Origin of the sequence: Pelotomaculum propionicicum (genome assembly GCF_004369225.1) — a bacterium.
Taxonomy (GTDB): Bacteria; Bacillota; Desulfotomaculia; order Desulfotomaculales; family Pelotomaculaceae; genus Pelotomaculum_B; species Pelotomaculum_B propionicicum.
In genome coordinates this window covers 1-17878 of the sequence record NZ_QFFZ01000030.1, presented here as the reverse complement: position 1 = coordinate 17878, position 17878 = coordinate 1, and the positions used below count along the sequence as shown (strand labels likewise).

Below are 17878 nucleotides of genomic sequence, written 5' to 3'. Positions count from 1 at the left end.
ACCTTTTCTTTTTTGCGCAAGCAGCTTTTTATCATTGGAAATCCCTCCCGTTAATAGTTTTGGCGCGGCTCGTGATCGTCATGGGCATAGCCTTGGGCAGCTTTTTTCTGCGCCAGTTTTTTGCGCAGCTTGCGATCAATCTGTATGCCGCCTCCGTCAAGTCTCTTTTGCTCATCACGGAAGATATTGCCCAGGTGGTGCATGAGCCGCGTGGCCGCCAGCAGCACTGAAGGATCGCGGAAGGAGTCCATGCGGTCGAGAAAAAACTGGGCGTAGATATTGCCCTGGGCCGCAGACGCGGTCAGCCACTTCAGCGCGGCCTCCCGGTCACGGGGAACATCATGTCCCATGAGGCAGAGCTTGCCCAGGGCGTATTGGGCATACTGATTGCCCTGCACTGCGGATTTCGTCAGCAGATCCACAGCTTTCGGAACGTCCTTGGGCATATCCTTACCAGAGAGATACAACTTCGCCAGCGCATACTGCGCATATGGATTGCCCGATGCATTCTCCCATATGGGTTCCGCTTCGGAGCCGGAATTATTAGCACCAGCATCCATCATAGCCTCGGCGGTGGACAGCGTTTCTTCCTCAACTGAAAGCACATTGTCTGCTTTACCCATCGTCGGTTCCGTCTCGCCATCCGATGCGTCCATATCCTCATCCGGCTCAAAAGTAAAATGGCGACTGCCTATATGCAACGCTTCGGCGATCACCATGTTTTTGATGCTCTTGAATTCCTTTTGCCGGGACAGAGGAAGGGGCGGCGGCAGCTTGTCGGCATAAGTGTGCAGCACTTCATTGCGCAGCTCATACCATTTTTCGCAGCATTCCGCCACCCGCTCATCCTTGGCCAACTCGTCCACGATCTGATCGATCACCGCCTTGAGGGGAGCTTTCAGATAGCCGTATTGTTTTTTGCCGGAGGTGTGCTCCAACCGCTCCGACAAATGCAAAATCAATTTCTCAATGGTTTTGTTTTCGCAGACGCCCGCACTGATCTGACGGATGATTTCTTTCATGGCGTCCCGGCTTTGTTTGGCCAGGATGCTGCGGCGTTCCGTCTGCTCCGAATAAATTTGAATCAGATCCTGCCGGAAAATTTCTCTGGCCAGGCTGCCGCGCATATTTTGGATGGCCGCTTTGGTGACATAGGCTTCATGAGGATCAGTGGAGTACGCGATTAAATGCACATGCGGGTGATGACCCTCGTCATGATAGGCCGCATACCACCGGAGATTCTCCGGCGTGATTTTCATCTGCCCCGCGATATAATTGCGCTGTCCGCGAATCAAGTCCCGCCACGCTTTCGCATGATCGTAACCGAGCCGAGTCGCATCCGCGCGGCGCAGAGAGATCACATTGGTCCACACGTTGCCGGTGTGGCTGCCGACTTCCTCCGCCGCCTGGGACAGCACCACCGGCACACCGACGTCCGTGAACAAACCATGGGTGCCAAAGGTTTCCACCCTGGGACGCTTGGCAATATATCCGACATAGTTCTTTCGCTTGCCGAGGAGGTCGAGGTTTTGCTCCACCGCCATGGAGATAAACTCCGAAGCGTTTTCTCTAGTCTGCTCTTGCAGGTAATCCTCGTACTCGAAGAGATCAGCCGTATCAGGAAACTTATTCAAGATTTCCGCGATGAGCCGCTGCTGTTTCCTCGTGGCGGGAAGCAGGCGTGTGCTGTCCGGCATTTTCTCCACGCCCTCGCGGGTAGCCACATACCCAACAAAATTGGAGAGATGGGCCGACGCATTTTTCAGGTAGCGGCATTTGAAGATGATTCTCTGCATGGTCCGTTACCCTACCGGCCCTTCTGGAATTTCACCACGTCCTCGAAGGTGACGGAGCCGATGTTTTTCTTTACGTCATTGACGCACTTGCCCCGCAAGCAGGGTTTCATCGACTTCCGCGTTGGACGCGATGATGTTCATCATCATGGACATCTCCACCGCCAGTTTGAAAAGCAGCCGGGCCATCCGGTTCTCCGTGCTTTCCACCACGCCGGCCATGGCGGAGGTGAGGGCGGTGGGCAGGAACTTCATGCTGTTCTCCGTAGAGATGTAGCCGCAATAAAATAGAATCGCCTTTTCAATGAACTCGCTCTGGCTGCCGCAATTGTCCTTTTGGTACCATTCCTTGACCTGGCGCTGCGTCTCCGGGCGCATCCACAGGGGAAATTTCTTCTTGTTTTCTTCCGCCATGTTTTTGACCTCCAATCCGTCGCAACACCGGCTGCAACCCCTGTTAAAATCCTGTATTCACGTCCTTTACCACAATTTGCAACTCCTGACCCGACCCCAGGGGGTAAAATCCGACTCCGGTATAAAATGTCCTTCAGCCCGCGTTGCGGGCTGATGTGAGCCGAGGCGGGGCGCTTGGCGACCTCGCCTCTTTAACCTGCAAGGTTTTCAACCCCATGGTCCACCCCCTGTCGGGGAGGAAGGCTCCCATGCCTGGGTTGGTCTTTCGGCCCTCACCAAGCCCCAACACGGGGCAGACAGCGGCCCCCAGGCGCAAGGATGCCACCCGGCTGGACAAAGGGGCGCACAGGGCGACACAGCCGCCAAATCCGCGCCCATTTTGCCCGCCCTGTTTACGTTGAAGTGCCGCCGCCGCGATTGACGGAGACTGAGGAGGCGAAACGGGAGGGGTTTTTGGGGTTGGCCGCTTCTTCCGCCTCCCGGCTTTCGATGTACTCCCGCACCGGCGCAGGGACATGTTTTTCGTAGAGCTTCTGCATGACTTCGCCCAGCTCGGTCTGCAGCTCGGCGTCCTTTTTGCCCATGTACTGCTTGATGGCTCCGAGCTTTTCCGCGTCGAAGCTGATTTGAACGGTTGCCTGTTTCATGGTTTCGCACTCCTTTTCAATTTGTTTTTGCTCACATGCTCATTGTTATGCCCTGGCTTTCTTCCTCGGCGGGGCCGGTGTCCTCCCCCTGGGAATCCAAAACCGGGGCGGGTTCAGCGGCGGCCTGCTCCCGCTGGCGGCGGGTCTGCCTGGACTGGCGCTGGGCCTCCGGCTGCCGCTCCTGGGCTTCCGGTTCGGGTGCCGGCTCCTGGGCAGGCACTTGGTCGAGTCTGCTTTCCACGTACTCACGGACATGGGCGGGAACGACTTTTTCATAGGTCCTGTCAAGGGTTTCCTTCAGTTCCTGCTCGACGGTCAGTTCTTTTTTGGCCATAAAAAAACGGAGGGCGTCCAGCTTCTCCGTGGGGAACAGTATCTTCAGTTCAGTTTCTCTCATGGCTCTTTTCCTCCCTGTAATTTTTTTTCATACCCGGCGTTTCCGGGTCATTTAAGGCAGGTAGTTCCTTGGATTCTTCATTTCTCCGTTGATCCGCACCTCAAAATGCAGATGCGGGCCGGTGCTGCGGCCTGTGGAGCCGACCTGGGCGATGATGTCGCCGGCCTTGACCGCTTGCCCCTCGGCGACGAGGATTTTTGAGCAGTGGCCATAGAGAGTGACAAAGCCGCCGCCGTGATCGACGGCCAGGTGATAGCCGTAGCCTGTGTTCTGGTAGCGCACAAACTGCACCGTGCCGTCCAGGGCCGCGCGGATTGGTGTGCCATTGGGAGCGCCCAGGTCTATGCCAGTGTGCCCCTTGCTCTCGCCGGTGAAAGGATCAGTACGGTAACCGAATTCCGAGGTAACCATGCCGCGCCAGTTTTCTCCCAGGGGTGAACAGAAGCCGTCGGCTCCCGCAAAGGGCGCGTCGGACAGGGGCAGTCCGTTTGCCCATCTGTTGAAGGACTCCCCATAGGTGGGGACGCTGCCGCCGTAGCTGACGCGGTAGTAAATCTCCGAGGCGTTGGCCTGATCCTCAAGGGTGATCGTCCTGTCCAGGGTTTTTTCGAGGTTATCGCAGATCTCCGGCAGGGACTTGAGCGGCACGGCCACGGTGCAGGTTTCCTCCGAAGTGGTGCCGTCGCCATGGTCCACGGTGCGGGTGCGTTCCTCATAGCCCACGAAGCAATCAACGAAGGCCTGGTATGCCGCACCATCCATTCGGAGATTTTCCACGCCGAAGAACAGAGCATAAAAAACCAGCGGGAACTTGCGAAGAAATCGCCCCGCCGTTAAAACTTAGATCGATGGCGGCGTTGTTGTGGTTTGCCGCAGCCGAGAGGAGGCTCACGATCACAACCACGATGAGAATAGCGGGAGCCAGCAATGCGGCGATGATAACGCCGACGGCCTGCCGCGTCCTTTTGTCGGTGGCGGCGGTGATGGCGGCCTTGACCGCCAGGGTGATGGCTGCGGGAGCGGCCATGTCCTCACCGCCATTTCAGGTCAAACAGGTTTTCCTGTTCCGGCTGCCGTTCTCCGGCCAGACGGATGGATCTCTCCACCGCCCGCTCCAGAACCTCGGTGTCAAAGCCCGCGCTTTCATAGCCCTCCAGGATGGCGTTCAGATAATAATCCGAGGGCGCGCCGAAGGGATGACCATCGTTCATGACATACACCATGGCGGGGAAGGTTTTGCCTTTCAGCTCCACATCGAGGATTTCCTTGCGGTAAAAGTTCGGATACCCCTCATAGTAATCAAGGGCCTGCAAGTCTTTTTCTTTCAGCATCCATAAAAGCACCGGCACACGGCCGCCGCTCAAGAGCTCCACCGTCGCCACCGCGTTTTGACGGCCGCCTCGGAACAGCAGCTCATAGTCCCTGATCTCGCTTGTCCCCACCACCCTGGCGGTGGGGCACCGGCAGGCCATCTGCGGCAGGTTGAGGTTGCTGCCGTAGGCAATGTATAAGGTTTTGCCTTTCATTTTTGCTCAATCCTCCTTGCTATATGGACATGGAAAGGCCGGGACTTTCTTCAGCCTCGACCTGTTCGACATCCTGATTATTTTGTTCTTCCGGCGCTGGAGCGGCCTCGGCGGTCTGCGCCAGCTCCTTTTCTTTTTTCCGCCTCAGCCGTTCCTTTTGGCGCTCGGCCTGGGCGGGGTCTTTCCAGGCGATGCAGCCGTCCAGATGCTCCAGGAGGTGCAGCCGGGCGGTCTTGAATTCGTCGCCGATAAGTCCGAGGCGCAGAAGCCAGGTGCGGAAGGTGTATTTTTCATTGGTGCTTTGGGTCTTGGCACGGCTGGCGCAGCGTTGGGAGAGCGCCTGATGGCTGATGGCGAGGCAGAGCTGAATGTACGCCTTGATCTTTCCGGCATGGGTGGTGGAATTGAACAGCCGGAACTCAATCGTGCCTTTCTGGAACACGCTGTGCAGATTTAGACAGTGATAGCGGCTGGTGTGGTAATGCTCGCTCCTGCCGTCGCCGCCGTTGTACCAGACCCGGCTGATCTGCTCCAGGGTCTTTGGCTTCCTGCGGTTGAGTTCTTCCAGAAAACGCTCGTCGACTTTTTTGCAGTAGCTGTGTTCCCTGGACACATTGACCTGCAGCGCCTTGTAGATCAGATCCTCCTTGCTGGCCATGATGTTGGTGATGTTGCGCAGGGTATTGGCGTTGTGCGGCGAGGCGTCCACATGGACATGAACGCCGCAGCTTGCGTTGGCGATGGCTCCGGCGGAACGGAGCTTGCGGATGATTTTTTGTATGGTTTCGATGTCCCCGTAAGTGCAAATGGGGCTGACCAGCTCCACGCTGTAGGTATTGTCGGCGCTGCCGCGCCTGGATTCCACGGTGATGCTGCCGTCGCTCATGACTTTCCACCTGCGGCTTTGGCTGTCCAGGACGGAATAGACGCCGTAATAGCCCCCGTCGCTGGAGAGCGCTGTTCCAAAGTATTCCGCCAGAACCTGCGCGGCCCGCTGGCGGGAAAGTCCTGTCATTTCTATTTCGATCCCGAAACGTTGCTCCTTCATGTCCAAAGTCCTTCACCCCCTCGCCACATCATTTGCATTCCGCCCACGCTGTTTTTCCCCGATTTTTTATCATCGGCCGCCCGCCTTTCCAAACAGCTTCGCCTTGTGTTCCGGAGCCTGAACCATAAGGTTGTACCGCTCGTTGCCGCATTTGTACAAGCACAATCCCCGCTGCGGATAGCGGATCAGGTTGTATTCGCTTTGCTCCAACTGCAGGGTGTCGATGTAGAATTTGGCGTCGATGTTGCCCGCATTGAACAGGAAGGCGTGGGTCGGGATGGAGAACAGGGGTTTGGTGTATTCCCGGATGCCTTCAATATCGAAATCCTCCAGATTCTGTGAGGCAAGGATGACGGCGCTGTCTTTCTTGCGCACCCGCTTCATGAAATTCCGGATATATTCGATGGCCGTCGGGTTGGTAAGAAACAAATACAACTCGTCAATGCTGGCCACCGTGCCGCCATGGGTCAAAAGCTCGTTGGACATGTACGACAGCACGTTGAACAGCAGGGCGTTGCGGATGTTCTTCGACGCCTGCAAAAGTCCCTTGACGCCGAAGGTCACAAAGCTGCTGCCGGTAATGTTGGTGTGGCCGTTGAAAAAACTGGACTCCGCGCCCTTGCACAAGGAGTGCAGCCCCAGGCAGATTTCCCGCAGCGTATCGGCGGTGTAAAGCTGGCGGCTGTTCTCGTCGAAGTCTCTATACTCGGCCTCCATCAGTTCGTACAGGTCGGACAGGATGGGGTAATCGTCCGGTTTTAACCGGTCAAAATTGCTCCGGTCGGTGATGCCCCATTTGCCGTAGAGCTTGCCCAGCATGATCTCGATGGTGTCGATCTGCCGGTCGTCGAAGTCCTTGTAGGTTCGGAAAAAATCTTTTAGAAACGAGATGTGCTGGCTGAGTTTGGAGGTCTGCCGGAACGCCTGGGGCGCATCGGCATCCCTAGGATCGCCCGCTTCATCCCAGGTCTTGGGTTCCAGCACATTGATGATGTATTCGCCGGACATGAGGTCGATGAAGCAGCCGCCGAGGTTTTCCGTCAGTTCCTCATACTCCATTTCCGGATCAAGGGCCAGCACATGCATGCCGCTTTGCCGCAGATTGGTGAGAATGAGCTTCAATAAATAGGACTTGCCTTGGCCGCTGTTGCCCAGGATGAGGATGTTGGCGTTGGTCTTGTCGTCGGCCCGCTTGTTGAAATCCACGAGGATGTTGCTGCCGAATTTGTCCCTGCCGAGGTAGAAACCATTGGCGTCGGTCTTGCCGCTATAGTTGAAGGGGTACAGGTTGGCCACGCTGCTGGCCGGCAGCACCCGTTCAAACTGGTCGCCGAACACATTCCAGCCGCTTGGCATCACACTGATAAAGCCCTGTTGCTGGCGGAGCATCAGCCGGTCGACGTTTAGCTTGGAGCGGATCAACTCGGTCAGCACCTCGGTCTGCAGGAGCTTCAACTGTTCGGGACCGTGGGCGGACAGCTCAATATACACGGCGGCGTGAAGCAGCGGCTCCTTGTTCCGGTGCATGGCCGCCACGATATCGGCCACATCCTGCAGGTTGCTTTGAGCGGTGACAGTCTGCTGCAGGTCGTTGGTGCTGCTCTGCTTCATGCGGTTCTTGTTGGCGGCGTTGGATATGATTTTCCTTTCCTCCACCGGCGTGACATGACGGGTGTAGATGTGCAGGGTGATGCCGTCCTTCTCACCCAGGTGGCACAGGATGGCCTGTTCATCGGTGGCTGTGGGGTATTCCCTCAATGCCCAAACGCAACGGTAAGTGTTGCCGCAGATGAAGTGGTCGGTGTTGAATTTGATGACGGATGGCGCGATCATGTCGAGAAACTCCTGGATGCGGATATCTTCCTGCGTAGTTGGGTGGGCATTGATTTTTCTTGCCATAGGGTTCATTCCTTTCGGTACTGGATTTGAATATATTAAAAAAAACCGACAACTTTTGTGGCGGTCTTGGGTGCAAGTGATTCACTTTTACAGAGATATTTTGTGGATTATTTTTTGGGTATTCGGATTATCGTGTTGATCCGACTGATTTAATTTCCAGTTGGTTTGTGTATTAAATCTTTGTGATACGACAAAATATTGACTATTTTAAAATTACATTGTACTTTAATTATGTTGAAGGATCATTAGTTAAAAATCTTACCTAATGCTCAATTATTAGGAGGCTTTTAAGTGGGTAATATACAAGAGCAATTATTAGACATAATGAAGTGTAAAAATTGCAATAGCGCTGTTATAGATCATGCATACCCACCTAGAGGTTGGGCTGGCAATTATAGCTCAGAAAAGGTGCAATATCTTTTGATTACCTTATACCCTGCTTCTCCAAAAGATAAGGAAGAAAAATACTTTAAAAATCATCATGATTATTGTATTAAAGACTTAGACTTTCTCATTGATGATGTAGCTAATTTTTACTTAATAGATCCTAATAATGAGAAAAACCCTAATAAGAGGTATCACAAAAATCTAAACTTTGCCATAAAGAAGCTTCTTAGGCGAACTACAAATTTAAAAGAAGATGATATTTGCAGTAGCTTTTTAGATTATGTGTGGGTAACGGATCTTTTTAAGTGCAGCCTGAATAATGAGGTTATTAATTCATTTCTTGAGGAAAAAAATTCTCAGGGGAAAAAGAAAAAATCTAATGAATTTGGTTATGCTATGAAACAGTTAGAAAATGATCTTAACACAAAATACCCCTTAGAACATTGCATTGGCCATTTATATCAGGAATTAAGCTACTTTAACCCAAAATACATTTTTGCTATGAGCAGATTGGTAGAATATGAGCTAAAAAGAAAACAATATAATTATCTTAAAGAATGGAGGGATAAAGTTTTCTACCTGCCGCACCCGTCATACCCACGTCATCGAGATCCAGAACAAAAGAAATACAAAGAGAAATTTGAGGAATATCTTTCAGACTTCATTCAAAATGAACTTAAAAGTATACCGATTGATGTAACAAAAAAATGAATTCGCATTATTAACAGATTTCGCCACATATAGGAACAGGTTGTGTGGTGAATTTTAACGGATGTACTAACTAATATTTACAGTTCTGGGTACCCTAATTATGGTATCAACACGATAATCCGGATACCCTATTTTTTACAGATATGATCGAGAACATTTTTGTTAAATCTACCTATTCGGGTATTTAACAGGTTTATAAAGAAGCCTTAGACGAACTGCTCCGTCTAAGGCTTCGGCTACTTGTCTTTCTTCCAAGATGTTCATAATACAATGAGTATTAAATAGAATCGCAAGGTTTACTAAATCGCTTATTCTAAGGAGTACTCAGTGCCAAAAAACGTTAGCGAAACAACATCATTAACTGTGACAGGCGCATTAAAAGTCAACACCACCGTAAAACCTTCTTCTCCTCCGGAGCCTCTTTTCTCGAATTGATTACTGCTTAATATTGTGCCGTCTGCAAGTGTTATGGAGCAATCCTCAGTACCTTCGGTAAAAGCCTTAAGGATTTCATCTAAGTGTTCATTAAAATATTTACGATCCTGATTGCATTCTAACCTGATAGTGCATGCCAAAGGCGTGATATTTACACTATTGAAGATAAAACTGCAGCCTCCGATGGTGATTTCCTTATTGACAAATACGCTTTTGCTGGTGTCCGAACCGGGGTCAAATGCAATGTCAAACTGCCAGCTTTTATCATACATTGACACAAAGTCCGTGCCTGCGCCGTCACCAAAGGTAAAATAACCGAAATTGCTTAATTCCATTGTGTGTTTTCCTTTTTCAAAGTTGTCCTTGCCGATCAGCGTATACATTATTTTAAATTGATTGGGGGCAAGGCTTTCATCTTCATCGCTGTAATAATGTCTGATAGATGCAGTTTCAAAATCCTTAAACAAGCTTCCCCCCATATCATCATTGAATCTGTAGTTTTTAAGCGGCTCTATTCCGGTATCATAAAGTACGCTGTCCAGTTTATTGGCCGTAATTTTCAACATGATTTCCGCAGTATTCCCGCTTATGATCACACCCATAACATCAATGGTGAGCTCATCCGTATTCACAACCGTGCCAACCGTGCTTGATGCCATATCGTCAATTTGTTCAGTATTCATATAACTGTAATCGTTTTCTGCATCGCTATTTGCTTTATCAGCAAAAAACTGTTTAAAGAAGTCCCCTCCCGACAGGGTATATGCAGCAGAGCAAACTCCTGCAAGCAATAAAACAATTAAGAGCGCTATAGCTGATGATTTAAAGTAAAAGACGGGAAATTTTTTGTTTTTTTTCAAAGTTCTCGAATGAGCATCAAGCTCCATGATAAGGATATCGTTGCGTTCTTCAAATCCTTCGGGGGGGACTATCAGCTCCGATTTTGCTTTTGCTCTGATGATATCATCAAAATTATTCATTTATGCGGCCTCCGTTACTTTTAAGAATTGATCTGAGTTTTTCTCTGGAGCGGTTAAGCCTTGAATTGACGGTCCCCTGTGGCAGATTTAGAATCTTACTGATTTCCTTGATACTTATATCCTCGTAGTAGAATAAAATTGTTACTGTTCTGAATTCAAGACTCAGATGTTGAACGGCATCCCACAGCTCATGTGATTCGATTGCCTCTGAATTGTTGTCCTCAACTGCTATGTCATCCAGCGGCTCAGTTCTTTTCCGTTTATTTGCCATGGTATATGCCTCATTTACAAGGATTTTCATAACCCAGGGTTTAAAGCTTTCAAAGTTTCTCAGTTTATCAAGATTTGCAAATGCTTTGCAGGTTGTTTCACTTACGGCATCCTCAGCATCGGTATCATTTCTCAAGATTCCCTTTGCAACGCGAAATAATCCTAATCGGTATTCCCTTATTAAACTGCAAAATTTTTTCTGTCGTTCTATCATTAACATCACATCACAATACATAACGTTTTGTCCTGATACTAATTAAGATGTTTTGGAGAGTCAAAAACTTCCCGAAAAAATAAAAATTTTTATTACTTCTATCATATTATAAAATTCAATTTATAAAAGTAAGCCTAAACTGCGGTAAGTGGTTCTTTGACTGTATCGCATTGGTTACGAGTAGACATCATTCTCATCAGTCATCGGCAAAGGCTTGCCCAGACAACTGAATAACCGCTTTCCCTGTCCCGATAGGTCAGCGAGTACAGAAGCTGAATGGCCGTCTTTAACATCTGGTCGGCTACTCACACAATTTTCACACATAGCGGTAGGTGTTGCCGCAAATAAAATAGTCGGTGAAAAATTGAATCACCGACGGAGAAATCATATCGAGAAATTCCTGGATGCGGATGCCATCTTGCTGTGCCGCGGCAGGAGTTCCTTTTCTTTTTGGCATAAGGCATCATCTCCTTATCAGTTAAAAATGAATAGAAAAAAAGACCTGCCTTGTTGGGGCAAGCATTTGACGGGTATCCGGTCAGGAGCTATATGAGTTCCAGCATTTTAACCAGCTTAAAACCATCCTTGATCCCTTTCAGATAGAGGTAGTCAAGCTGGCAGCTAACAAGGCCGCTTGTTTTGTCCATGTAGTCCTCAATGATCCGCCGTTTTTCCTTGCTGAGTTCTTTGAGAATATTGTTTAATTTCATGCTTAATTCACGGTTCTCATTGTATCGGTCTTGAACTTGCTGATCGCTATGCCGAAAATCTAAAAGTGCTTTTTCCCGCAACTCCGTGACAAACATGCTTAGAATTTCATCTTGAGCAACCGTCACCTTTATCACCTCCTGTGCGAACTACCTATTTGCGTCACACACGACAATAAACGAAGAGCGGCCACAAGTCCATACGGGAAAAAGGGTAAAGAGAATGTTTTTCAGTCGCCCAAAACAATCCATCGCTCCCCGTCGAAGTCCTCGAACCGCTCCGTGGTCACGTTCTGCTCGAAATAGACCGCCAGCAGCCGTTTGATGTCCTCCTTATCAGCCCGCTTAACGGAGAAACCCTGGTCCCGCAGGGTTTTCTCAATACGGTTCAGATAGGGAAACACCTCGCTCTCTTTTTCATTGCGCAGCCGGATAATGATAAGAAATTCACGGGCGGTGGCCATCTGCACCTGGATGCGGTCCAGAAAGGTCAGGTCGGCTTCCAGCAGCTTGCGGACGGCGGGCTGCTCCTCCCGCTCCATGCGGCTTCGCAGGAACCGTTTGTTGTCCTCGAAGTTTTCACGGGAATTCAGGCAGCACATTTCGATCTCCGCCATGCCTTTCAGCACGGTCATGAGGGCGTAAATTCGGGCGGCGACGCTTGCCTCGGACAGTACGGAGATATTAGTGGGCTTGATGATAAAATATACAAGCTCGCCGTGGCCGTAAGTCTGCAGACTGTGGTCGGTGACGGCTTTGGTATTGATGAGCTGCCGCGTGGCCAGCTTTTGTTTCTGTTGTTTTTTCTCTTTTCCGCTCATTTGTTCACCTGCTTTCTATCCAATTCCCAGTGGTCGGCGGATTGCAGCCTCCATTCGTAGAACTGCTGCCTGGTGATAAAAAAAGCGCAGGCATATTTTATAAAGTCGAGAATGCTGGTGTCCTCGAAGCGGATAGTTAAAAAGGCGTAGAGGGCGGTGGCCACGATGGGAAGCAAAATACCAAGCTGCGCCAGCGCGAAAACAGAGATAAGACAGCCGACGCCGATGACGCCGATGTCCCGAAGCTGCCATAGCCACAGCACGGCTTGGGATTTTAAATTGTCAGGGTAAATATACATGTCTCAGCCCTCCCTACAGCTTCATGCTCAGGCCGGGCACGGGCGCTTCCTCCGGCTCCCGCCGCATCTCCTTCGGATAGTAGGAGACATTGGCGGTTCCGATATCTTGCATGAGCGATGCGGCCCTAGCCGCCGCTTCCTCATAACTGTCAAAGGTCAGGGGGTTTCCGTTTGATTTCAGCCAGGCTTCCGCCGCTCCGCAGACAGAGTCCGCGCCTCTTTTCACCCAAATACCCCATTGCTTCATATTCATCACTCCCTGAATTTTATTTGAATCCTGATAAACGATTTTAATACCCAGCCTTTCGGCCTCCGCAATCTCGCGGCGCATGCCAGCGGATATCCGGTCGCCGAACACCCACAGCTCGGAGCATACGCCCAGCAGCCGCAGCCCCATTTTGATGCCCTGCTCCCGCTCCCGCGGATTGGATTCAAAGAGAAATTTCGGCAGGAGCAAATGAGGAGCCAGGGGAATGACGCCGCGGCCAGCGGCATGGCGGCAGTATTCTATGGCCATCCTGGTATTGTATGCGATATCCCCGGCGTAGGGCGAGGCGATATAGACCAGCTTCATTTCCGTCATTTGGCCACCGCCCTTATCACCGTTCTGGTCATATTGACCGCTGTTTGCGCGGCGTACACGGTGCTCATGAGGTTGCCTTTGGTGGAGGTGTCCAGTCCGAATTGTCCGGCAATCCGCGGTATCTCCGAGGCTGCCAGCATCAGGCCGAGACCTAAGAGCATGTTGCTGTTAAACACCATTAAGCCGGCAACCAAAATAGTGGCCTGTAAAAAAGCGGTGAGGCATAAGCCCGCCACCTGTTTGCTCCAGCTTACAAAACCGTCGATGTAGCCACGGGGAACACTGAACATATACAGGCTCCCCACGGCGATCTGGATCAGCAGGATGCCGCCGCGCTTCAAATTGGCGAAGAATACCTTGATCACCGCGTAGCCCATGAGGATGACACAGAATATACTCATGATGGGGTTGAGCCCGAAGCCGCCGAGATTGGTAAGGGCGGCTATGAACATGGTGCTGATGCCGCTGTCTGCCGCCGTAAGGCCGGTAATGCCCGATGTGAAGCTGCTCTGCAAGGTGATGGCCAGCTTGTATAGCTCCACCGGCGCTAGGGAAAACAGGTTCACGGCCATAAAGCCTTTGATGGCGTTTAAGGCGGTATCCTTGACGCTGGCTTTGCCTGACTGGGCCTCAATGCCGCATTCAAAGACGGCTACCACCAGCCCTGTCCCGTAAAGCGCCCAGGCCAGGTAGGAGAAGAACAGCACGATGGCCTGCACCCAGCTCATATCGAACAGCTCGGCTCCCATGTTGCCCATCATGGCAAAGAATTCGCCAAGGAAGCCGATGATCTGTCCATAGATCCAGTCCATGATCTGCCCCAACACAAGGCCGGTGGTAAAATCCCATATAAACATTTGGGCCTGTCACTCCTTTCATAAAAAAACGGAAAGCCTGCTTTTACCCAGGCTTCCGCGCATAATGATTGTACAGGAGAGGTGAAGAGATATTCTAAATACAGGCAATAAAAAAACACGCTTCCTATTTCAGATAAGCGTGTTCCAATTGCTTTTTTTAGTTGGTTTTGTTTAATCCATGGAAATGCCGGGAATCTTTTGCTCATCCTCCGGATCGTTGGCGCTCTCCTGCGTGAGGACATCAAATTGTTGGATGATGTCGGAGCAATAGTCTTTCAACTTTGGAATGTCGATGGTTATGGTTTCCCATAAGCTTTCCACGTCAATTTTACCATAGCTGTGAGCAACCACATTACGCAACGCCTTAATCTGCGTCCAAGGCATTCCAGTGTAGGTTTGTTTAAAATCATTGGTGAGACGCGTGGTCAATTCTCCAATTTGCATTACACAAAGAGCCGTGGCATTCCTATATACGGAATCTTGCGCGAATACCGTGTAATCTTTTCCAAACCGCCGAATGGTTTCTTCTATCTCACGGCAATAGGAAATGATACGGCGGAGTACGTCGGCGTTCCGGTTATCCGCCATATAGAAGCACCTCTTCTTTCCGTATCTTATGGAGAAAGTCATCTTCCAGGCTTCCTGTTGTCAGAACGTCCACTTTCGTCTGTAGAGCTTCTTCAATTTCCGTATATAACCCGCACAGAGCAAACATCCCTTTAAGGGACCCTTTATCCACGCGTAAATCTATATCACTGTTTTCAGTAACATCTCCACGGGCATAAGAGCCAAACAGATACACGCGTTCCACCCCATATTTTCGGGCGATTGGTTCTACAACAGTTTTGATTTCTTCTATCGTATACTTTTTCGCTGTCATGCTCTCGCCTCCTTGAAATATGTTTAAAATACTTTTTGATCTATTATACCACAGCAGTTTTTATAATCTACTTGAATTTGGAAATAAAAAGGTCCGCGGTTCCATAAATCTGCAGACTCACTGTTTGGACTACATGCCAAGTATCTGCCAGATATATAGCGGAGCAGTTAGGGCAAAGAGCAGGCAAGCGAAGAGAATGGCCGGAGCCTCCCACTCAAACTGCCCGTGTTTGCGGTAGTCGAAGTACGCCATGCCCAGCTTGGCGAAGAAAAACACGGCCAGAATCAGGTCGATGGCGGGGAACACCACCTTGTTGACCACGGTTTTGATCTGATCGGACGCGTCGTTCCAGGTGCCCTCGATGGCTCCCGCCACGTCGCCGCTAGGCGCGGCATGGGCGGCCACGCAGAATATGCTTGCAAGGACAAGGGCTGCGCCCAAGACAAGCAGGAGCTTCTTGGTTTTTTTCATGGCTTTTCCACCTTTCATGTTTTATTGCTGAAAAAAGACCGCAAAGCTGTTTTGGCCTTGCGGTCCGCTTCTTTTCCCGATGATAAGGTCAGGGTTTGACCGGCGCGATATGCCAGTCGCTCCAAAGATTCCCGCTGATGGTCACCGAGTCGGTGAGATTCATGCTGAGCATCCCCTGGGGCGTCCAGCAATCCATCAGGTAGGTGTAGGGCGTATAGCTTCCGTCCGGCAGCCAGATGGGGGTGAAGTAGGTGCGCCGGTTATACGTGCTGTACTGGTTCGGGGCGAACTCAAATTTGGCGCTGTAACCGCCGCCGGTTCTGTCCAGCAGACGCCAGTAGGACTGATATTGGAATTCAGGAAAATAGGTCACGGCGGTCTGCGCGCCTGTCACCGCCGAGGATTGACTGGTGCTGACCTGGGCGGCGACGGTCTGGTTGATGCCGTATCCGCTTTTCATGGTCTTGCCTGCCGCGGTCGGGTCCTTGTCATCCGGCTTGACGCTCATGGACGCCAAAAGGCTTGCCGAGTAGGAATTCCAGTCGAACTCCCACCAGCCATGGTCGCACCAACAGCCCGAACCATCGCCGGTGGAGTGCCACACCCAATACTCTTGCCACCAGGGACGCCACACGCCCCATGTTGCGGAGGTTTTCTGCGCATTGCTCGGAACGCCCGGTTTGGAGTAGGCGTCGTTGCGGTCGTCGGCAACGGGATTGGGCGGATCATGGCCCGACAGATCCACAATGTTTGCGGTGATGGTGCCCTGGCTGGCTCTGCCTCTGCCTGCGACGGACACATTAATGGTCATGGTCTGCGGCGTGGCGGGTGTCGTCCAGCGCACCCACGCAAGCTGGCTGTCGCCTTCGGGATAATAGACGTTGTTCACCATGTAGGTTTGACCGCCGATGGTAAAGCGCACCGTCACTGGATGGTCGGGATCGGCCTGGCCGCCGCTGACCGTGACCGAGGTGATGACCTGAGTGTTGACCCGATAGGTGTAGTCATAGCCGCTCACCTGGGGAGGCTCCGCCTCGCTGAACCGCACGATGCCAAGGCCAAGGGAGCTGATGATGTCCGTGTTGGAGGCTGCGCTGGTTCGGGAGCCGGACCAGGCCGGATAGCCGAGATCGGGCGTTTCCAGGAACATCGCCAGCGGCAGGTTCTTGTGCGAAAGTGAAACCATTACGCCGCGCAGCCCGCCGTCCAACTGCTGGTCGTAAAGCGCCGCCTCGGTGGCCGTCAGAGCAATCCTTACGCCCTGGAAGGTCATGTAGACAACCGGCTCTAACAGTATTTTGTAGTCACCGTTGATGAGGGTATCATAATTGAAACCGGTAATATCGGCAATATATCTAATAACCAGTTCATCTGTAAAATAGCTTTTGATGACTTCGATGTTGGCGTTGCCGCTGCCGGAGGTGATGATTCTCGGAATCGCTTGCCCCGGATTGACATAGGTGTATTGCTGCGTGCCGGGCGTCAAAGAAAAACCGTTGGTGTAGGATATTTTGCTGACCTTGCCGAAGTGCGCCTGGATGTTGTCGGGGCTTTGGTTGGTAAAATCAACCGGGGTGGTGACCAACGCGTGATCGCCGGCTCTAACCACCGTGACCCGCACCCCCTCGTCGCCGGGGTTCCAGAAGTTTTCGTCGGTGCCGCTGCCCATGCCGCCGCCTCCATGGTCAATGTTCCCTTCGCCTTCGGCATAGGCGGTGAGGGGAAGCAGGGCGGTCAGCAGCAGAGTCAGCACCATAAAAATGCTCAGTATTCGTTTCATAAAGACCTCCTTGAACAGCAAAAAACACCGCAATTTCTGCTGCGCTCCTTGGAATGTTTGGTCTATTGTCGAGGGCTAATCCATAGTCCCAACCTGTTTGTTGATATCACCGTCACCGTCTACTGTTGTGCCCGAACCGCCTGTTTCGGTCACCCAGCCGAAGCCGGGGAGATAAACCTGGCCGTCTTTTCTCTCGCCGCCTTTTGGTTCACCAGTCTGTGCGGAAACCGGTTTTTTTACACTGTCGTGATCTACCGCTTGCACATTATCACAGAGCTGACGCATGAAAATGTTTTTTAAATCTTGCGGGGTCTGGAATTGACGTTTTCGCAACTATTGCCTATTCGGTTATTCCAAAAATCACCGGTTTATCCGTATCAACACATCCTTAACTAAACCGTTTCTGCTCGTTTTAGCATGCCGGACATCTTCAACGGAAAGACGAGTAGCGCCGCGCAACCGCTGCCTAAGCTGTCTGTATCAGTTCAATTCGCTATGCCGCCAGACGGCTTGCTTTCCAATTTTCTTCGCGCACTAGTCGCAATTGACCGGGAGATTCGGTCAGCCGGCGAAGCCGCCCTGTATCCAACTCACTATAGGTCATAGCTTCATAAAACTTCTTGATGAAAGACTGAACCCCGACTGTTTTGACATGTTCCGTCAGGTAAAGCGAATGAAGCGCCATTTCATTTAACATACGGGCGATATGCATGAGGTAATGATACCCCCGCATCGCATTCCAGTCATGTGAAAAAATGT

At 51.2% G+C, this 17878-nt stretch carries 22 protein-coding genes and 2 pseudogenes; 1 reads left to right on the top strand and 23 read right to left on the bottom strand.

The genetic code is table 11. The features are described from left to right. Positions 1–50: 50 nt before the first annotated feature. From mobP3 to Pmgp_RS12595, 9 genes and pseudogenes are all read right to left on the bottom strand, one after another. Complete coding sequence (mobP3, locus tag Pmgp_RS12635; RefSeq protein WP_134214345.1) at positions 51–1796, bottom strand: MobP3 family relaxase; 1746 nt, start codon at positions 1794–1796, stop codon at positions 51–53. Between the two features lie 11 nt (positions 1797–1807). After that, positions 1808–2207, bottom strand: a pseudogene (locus Pmgp_RS12630) (hypothetical protein). 133 nt (positions 2208–2340) lie between these two features. Beyond that, positions 2341–2544, bottom strand: a complete 204-nt coding sequence (locus Pmgp_RS12625; RefSeq protein WP_134214344.1) for a hypothetical protein — start codon at positions 2542–2544, stop codon at positions 2341–2343. A 55-nt stretch (positions 2545–2599) separates the two neighbouring features. Beyond that, positions 2600–2854, bottom strand: a complete 255-nt coding sequence (locus Pmgp_RS12620; RefSeq protein ID WP_134214343.1) for a DUF6103 family protein — start codon at positions 2852–2854, stop codon at positions 2600–2602. A gap of 31 nt (positions 2855–2885) precedes the next feature. Continuing rightward, complete coding sequence (locus Pmgp_RS12615) at positions 2886–3251, bottom strand: DUF6103 family protein (RefSeq protein ID WP_134214342.1); 366 nt, start codon at positions 3249–3251, stop codon at positions 2886–2888. A 51-nt stretch (positions 3252–3302) separates the two neighbouring features. Then, a pseudogene (locus Pmgp_RS12610) lies at positions 3303–4278 on the bottom strand (M23 family metallopeptidase). A gap of 4 nt (positions 4279–4282) precedes the next feature. Next, positions 4283–4777, bottom strand: coding sequence for a gamma-glutamylcyclotransferase family protein (locus tag Pmgp_RS12605; RefSeq protein ID WP_134214341.1), 495 nt, complete (start codon positions 4775–4777; stop codon positions 4283–4285). A gap of 19 nt (positions 4778–4796) precedes the next feature. Continuing rightward, positions 4797–5831, bottom strand: coding sequence for an amidoligase family protein (locus Pmgp_RS12600; protein WP_134214340.1), 1035 nt, complete (start codon positions 5829–5831; stop codon positions 4797–4799). Positions 5832–5894: 63 nt separating this feature from the next. Next, entirely contained in the window at positions 5895–7724 is a 1830-nt protein-coding gene (locus tag Pmgp_RS12595; RefSeq protein WP_134214339.1) for a VirB4 family type IV secretion system protein, read from the bottom strand. A gap of 291 nt (positions 7725–8015) precedes the next feature. On the opposite strand from Pmgp_RS12595, the gene Pmgp_RS12590 reads away from it, so the two are divergent. Continuing rightward, positions 8016–8822, top strand: coding sequence for a hypothetical protein (locus Pmgp_RS12590; protein ID WP_134214338.1), 807 nt, complete (start codon positions 8016–8018; stop codon positions 8820–8822). A gap of 308 nt (positions 8823–9130) precedes the next feature. Here Pmgp_RS12590 and Pmgp_RS12585 read toward each other — a convergent pair whose 3' ends face one another. The 14 genes from Pmgp_RS12585 to Pmgp_RS12525 all read right to left on the bottom strand — a co-directional run. Further along, positions 9131–10237: a hypothetical protein gene (locus tag Pmgp_RS12585; RefSeq protein WP_134214337.1), complete on the bottom strand. Its 1107-nt coding sequence runs from the start codon at positions 10235–10237 to the stop codon at positions 9131–9133. Then, positions 10230–10721: an RNA polymerase sigma factor gene (locus Pmgp_RS12580; RefSeq protein WP_243119838.1), complete on the bottom strand. Its 492-nt coding sequence runs from the start codon at positions 10719–10721 to the stop codon at positions 10230–10232. Before Pmgp_RS12580 ends, Pmgp_RS12585 begins: the two co-directional genes overlap by 8 nt. A gap of 316 nt (positions 10722–11037) precedes the next feature. Next, positions 11038–11178 (bottom strand): hypothetical protein, encoded by a 141-nt coding sequence (locus tag Pmgp_RS19775; protein ID WP_192902923.1) that lies wholly within the window; start codon positions 11176–11178, stop codon positions 11038–11040. Between the two features lie 88 nt (positions 11179–11266). After that, complete coding sequence (locus Pmgp_RS19770; protein ID WP_192902921.1) at positions 11267–11557, bottom strand: hypothetical protein; 291 nt, start codon at positions 11555–11557, stop codon at positions 11267–11269. Between the two features lie 101 nt (positions 11558–11658). After that, on the bottom strand, positions 11659–12249 hold the full coding sequence (locus tag Pmgp_RS12570) for a hypothetical protein (RefSeq protein ID WP_134214335.1): 591 nt from the start codon (positions 12247–12249) through the stop codon (positions 11659–11661). Continuing rightward, positions 12246–12548, bottom strand: a complete 303-nt coding sequence (locus Pmgp_RS12565; protein ID WP_134214334.1) for a hypothetical protein — start codon at positions 12546–12548, stop codon at positions 12246–12248. The genes Pmgp_RS12570 and Pmgp_RS12565 overlap by 4 nt, the downstream gene beginning before the upstream one ends. A gap of 13 nt (positions 12549–12561) precedes the next feature. Beyond that, on the bottom strand, positions 12562–13131 hold the full coding sequence (locus Pmgp_RS12560; RefSeq protein ID WP_134214333.1) for a DUF7768 domain-containing protein: 570 nt from the start codon (positions 13129–13131) through the stop codon (positions 12562–12564). Continuing rightward, entirely contained in the window at positions 13128–13988 is an 861-nt protein-coding gene (locus tag Pmgp_RS12555) for a conjugal transfer protein TrbL family protein (RefSeq protein ID WP_134214332.1), read from the bottom strand. The genes Pmgp_RS12560 and Pmgp_RS12555 overlap by 4 nt, the downstream gene beginning before the upstream one ends. 171 nt (positions 13989–14159) lie before the next feature. Then, positions 14160–14576, bottom strand: coding sequence for a HepT-like ribonuclease domain-containing protein (locus Pmgp_RS12550; protein ID WP_134214331.1), 417 nt, complete (start codon positions 14574–14576; stop codon positions 14160–14162). After that, positions 14566–14868, bottom strand: a complete 303-nt coding sequence (locus Pmgp_RS12545) for a nucleotidyltransferase family protein (RefSeq protein ID WP_134214330.1) — start codon at positions 14866–14868, stop codon at positions 14566–14568. Before Pmgp_RS12545 ends, Pmgp_RS12550 begins: the two co-directional genes overlap by 11 nt. Before the next feature lie 129 nt (positions 14869–14997). Further along, the gene (locus Pmgp_RS12540; RefSeq protein WP_134214329.1) at positions 14998–15339 is read right to left on the bottom strand and encodes a DUF3852 domain-containing protein; all 342 of its coding nucleotides are present in this window, start codon (positions 15337–15339) and stop codon (positions 14998–15000) included. A gap of 88 nt (positions 15340–15427) precedes the next feature. Continuing rightward, complete coding sequence (locus tag Pmgp_RS12535) at positions 15428–17119, bottom strand: DUF8193 domain-containing protein (protein ID WP_134214328.1); 1692 nt, start codon at positions 17117–17119, stop codon at positions 15428–15430. 75 nt (positions 17120–17194) lie between these two features. Continuing rightward, a complete protein-coding gene (locus Pmgp_RS12530; protein WP_243119837.1) occupies positions 17195–17383 on the bottom strand; it encodes a DUF6550 family protein in 189 nt (62 codons plus the stop codon). A gap of 229 nt (positions 17384–17612) precedes the next feature. Further along, on the bottom strand, positions 17613–17878 hold a 266-nt coding region (locus tag Pmgp_RS12525; protein ID WP_205078015.1), incomplete at its 5' end, for a hypothetical protein.

What these genes read in the sequence shown, in the direction of transcription:
- mobP3 (WP_134214345.1), bottom strand. Translation starts at nt 1,796, where the DNA reads ATGCAGAGAATCATCTTCAAATGCCGCTACCTGAAAAATGCGTCGGCC.
- Pmgp_RS12620 (WP_134214343.1), bottom strand. Translation starts at nt 2,854, where the DNA reads ATGAAACAGGCAACCGTTCAAATCAGCTTCGACGCGGAAAAGCTCGGA.
- Pmgp_RS12615 (WP_134214342.1), bottom strand. Translation starts at nt 3,251, where the DNA reads ATGAGAGAAACTGAACTGAAGATACTGTTCCCCACGGAGAAGCTGGAC.
- Pmgp_RS12605 (WP_134214341.1), bottom strand. Translation starts at nt 4,777, where the DNA reads ATGAAAGGCAAAACCTTATACATTGCCTACGGCAGCAACCTCAACCTG.
- Pmgp_RS12595 (WP_134214339.1), bottom strand. Translation starts at nt 7,724, where the DNA reads ATGGCAAGAAAAATCAATGCCCACCCAACTACGCAGGAAGATATCCGC.
- Pmgp_RS12585 (WP_134214337.1), bottom strand. Translation starts at nt 10,237, where the DNA reads ATGAATAATTTTGATGATATCATCAGAGCAAAAGCAAAATCGGAGCTG.
- Pmgp_RS12580 (WP_243119838.1), bottom strand. Translation starts at nt 10,721, where the DNA reads ATGATAGAACGACAGAAAAAATTTTGCAGTTTAATAAGGGAATACCGA.
- Pmgp_RS19775 (WP_192902923.1), bottom strand. Translation starts at nt 11,178, where the DNA reads ATGCCAAAAAGAAAAGGAACTCCTGCCGCGGCACAGCAAGATGGCATC.
- Pmgp_RS12570 (WP_134214335.1), bottom strand. Translation starts at nt 12,249, where the DNA reads ATGAGCGGAAAAGAGAAAAAACAACAGAAACAAAAGCTGGCCACGCGG.
- Pmgp_RS12565 (WP_134214334.1), bottom strand. Translation starts at nt 12,548, where the DNA reads ATGTATATTTACCCTGACAATTTAAAATCCCAAGCCGTGCTGTGGCTA.
- Pmgp_RS12560 (WP_134214333.1), bottom strand. Translation starts at nt 13,131, where the DNA reads ATGACGGAAATGAAGCTGGTCTATATCGCCTCGCCCTACGCCGGGGAT.
- Pmgp_RS12555 (WP_134214332.1), bottom strand. Translation starts at nt 13,988, where the DNA reads ATGTTTATATGGGATTTTACCACCGGCCTTGTGTTGGGGCAGATCATG.
- Pmgp_RS12550 (WP_134214331.1), bottom strand. Translation starts at nt 14,576, where the DNA reads ATGGCGGATAACCGGAACGCCGACGTACTCCGCCGTATCATTTCCTAT.
- Pmgp_RS12545 (WP_134214330.1), bottom strand. Translation starts at nt 14,868, where the DNA reads ATGACAGCGAAAAAGTATACGATAGAAGAAATCAAAACTGTTGTAGAA.
- Pmgp_RS12540 (WP_134214329.1), bottom strand. Translation starts at nt 15,339, where the DNA reads ATGAAAAAAACCAAGAAGCTCCTGCTTGTCTTGGGCGCAGCCCTTGTC.
- Pmgp_RS12535 (WP_134214328.1), bottom strand. Translation starts at nt 17,119, where the DNA reads ATGAAACGAATACTGAGCATTTTTATGGTGCTGACTCTGCTGCTGACC.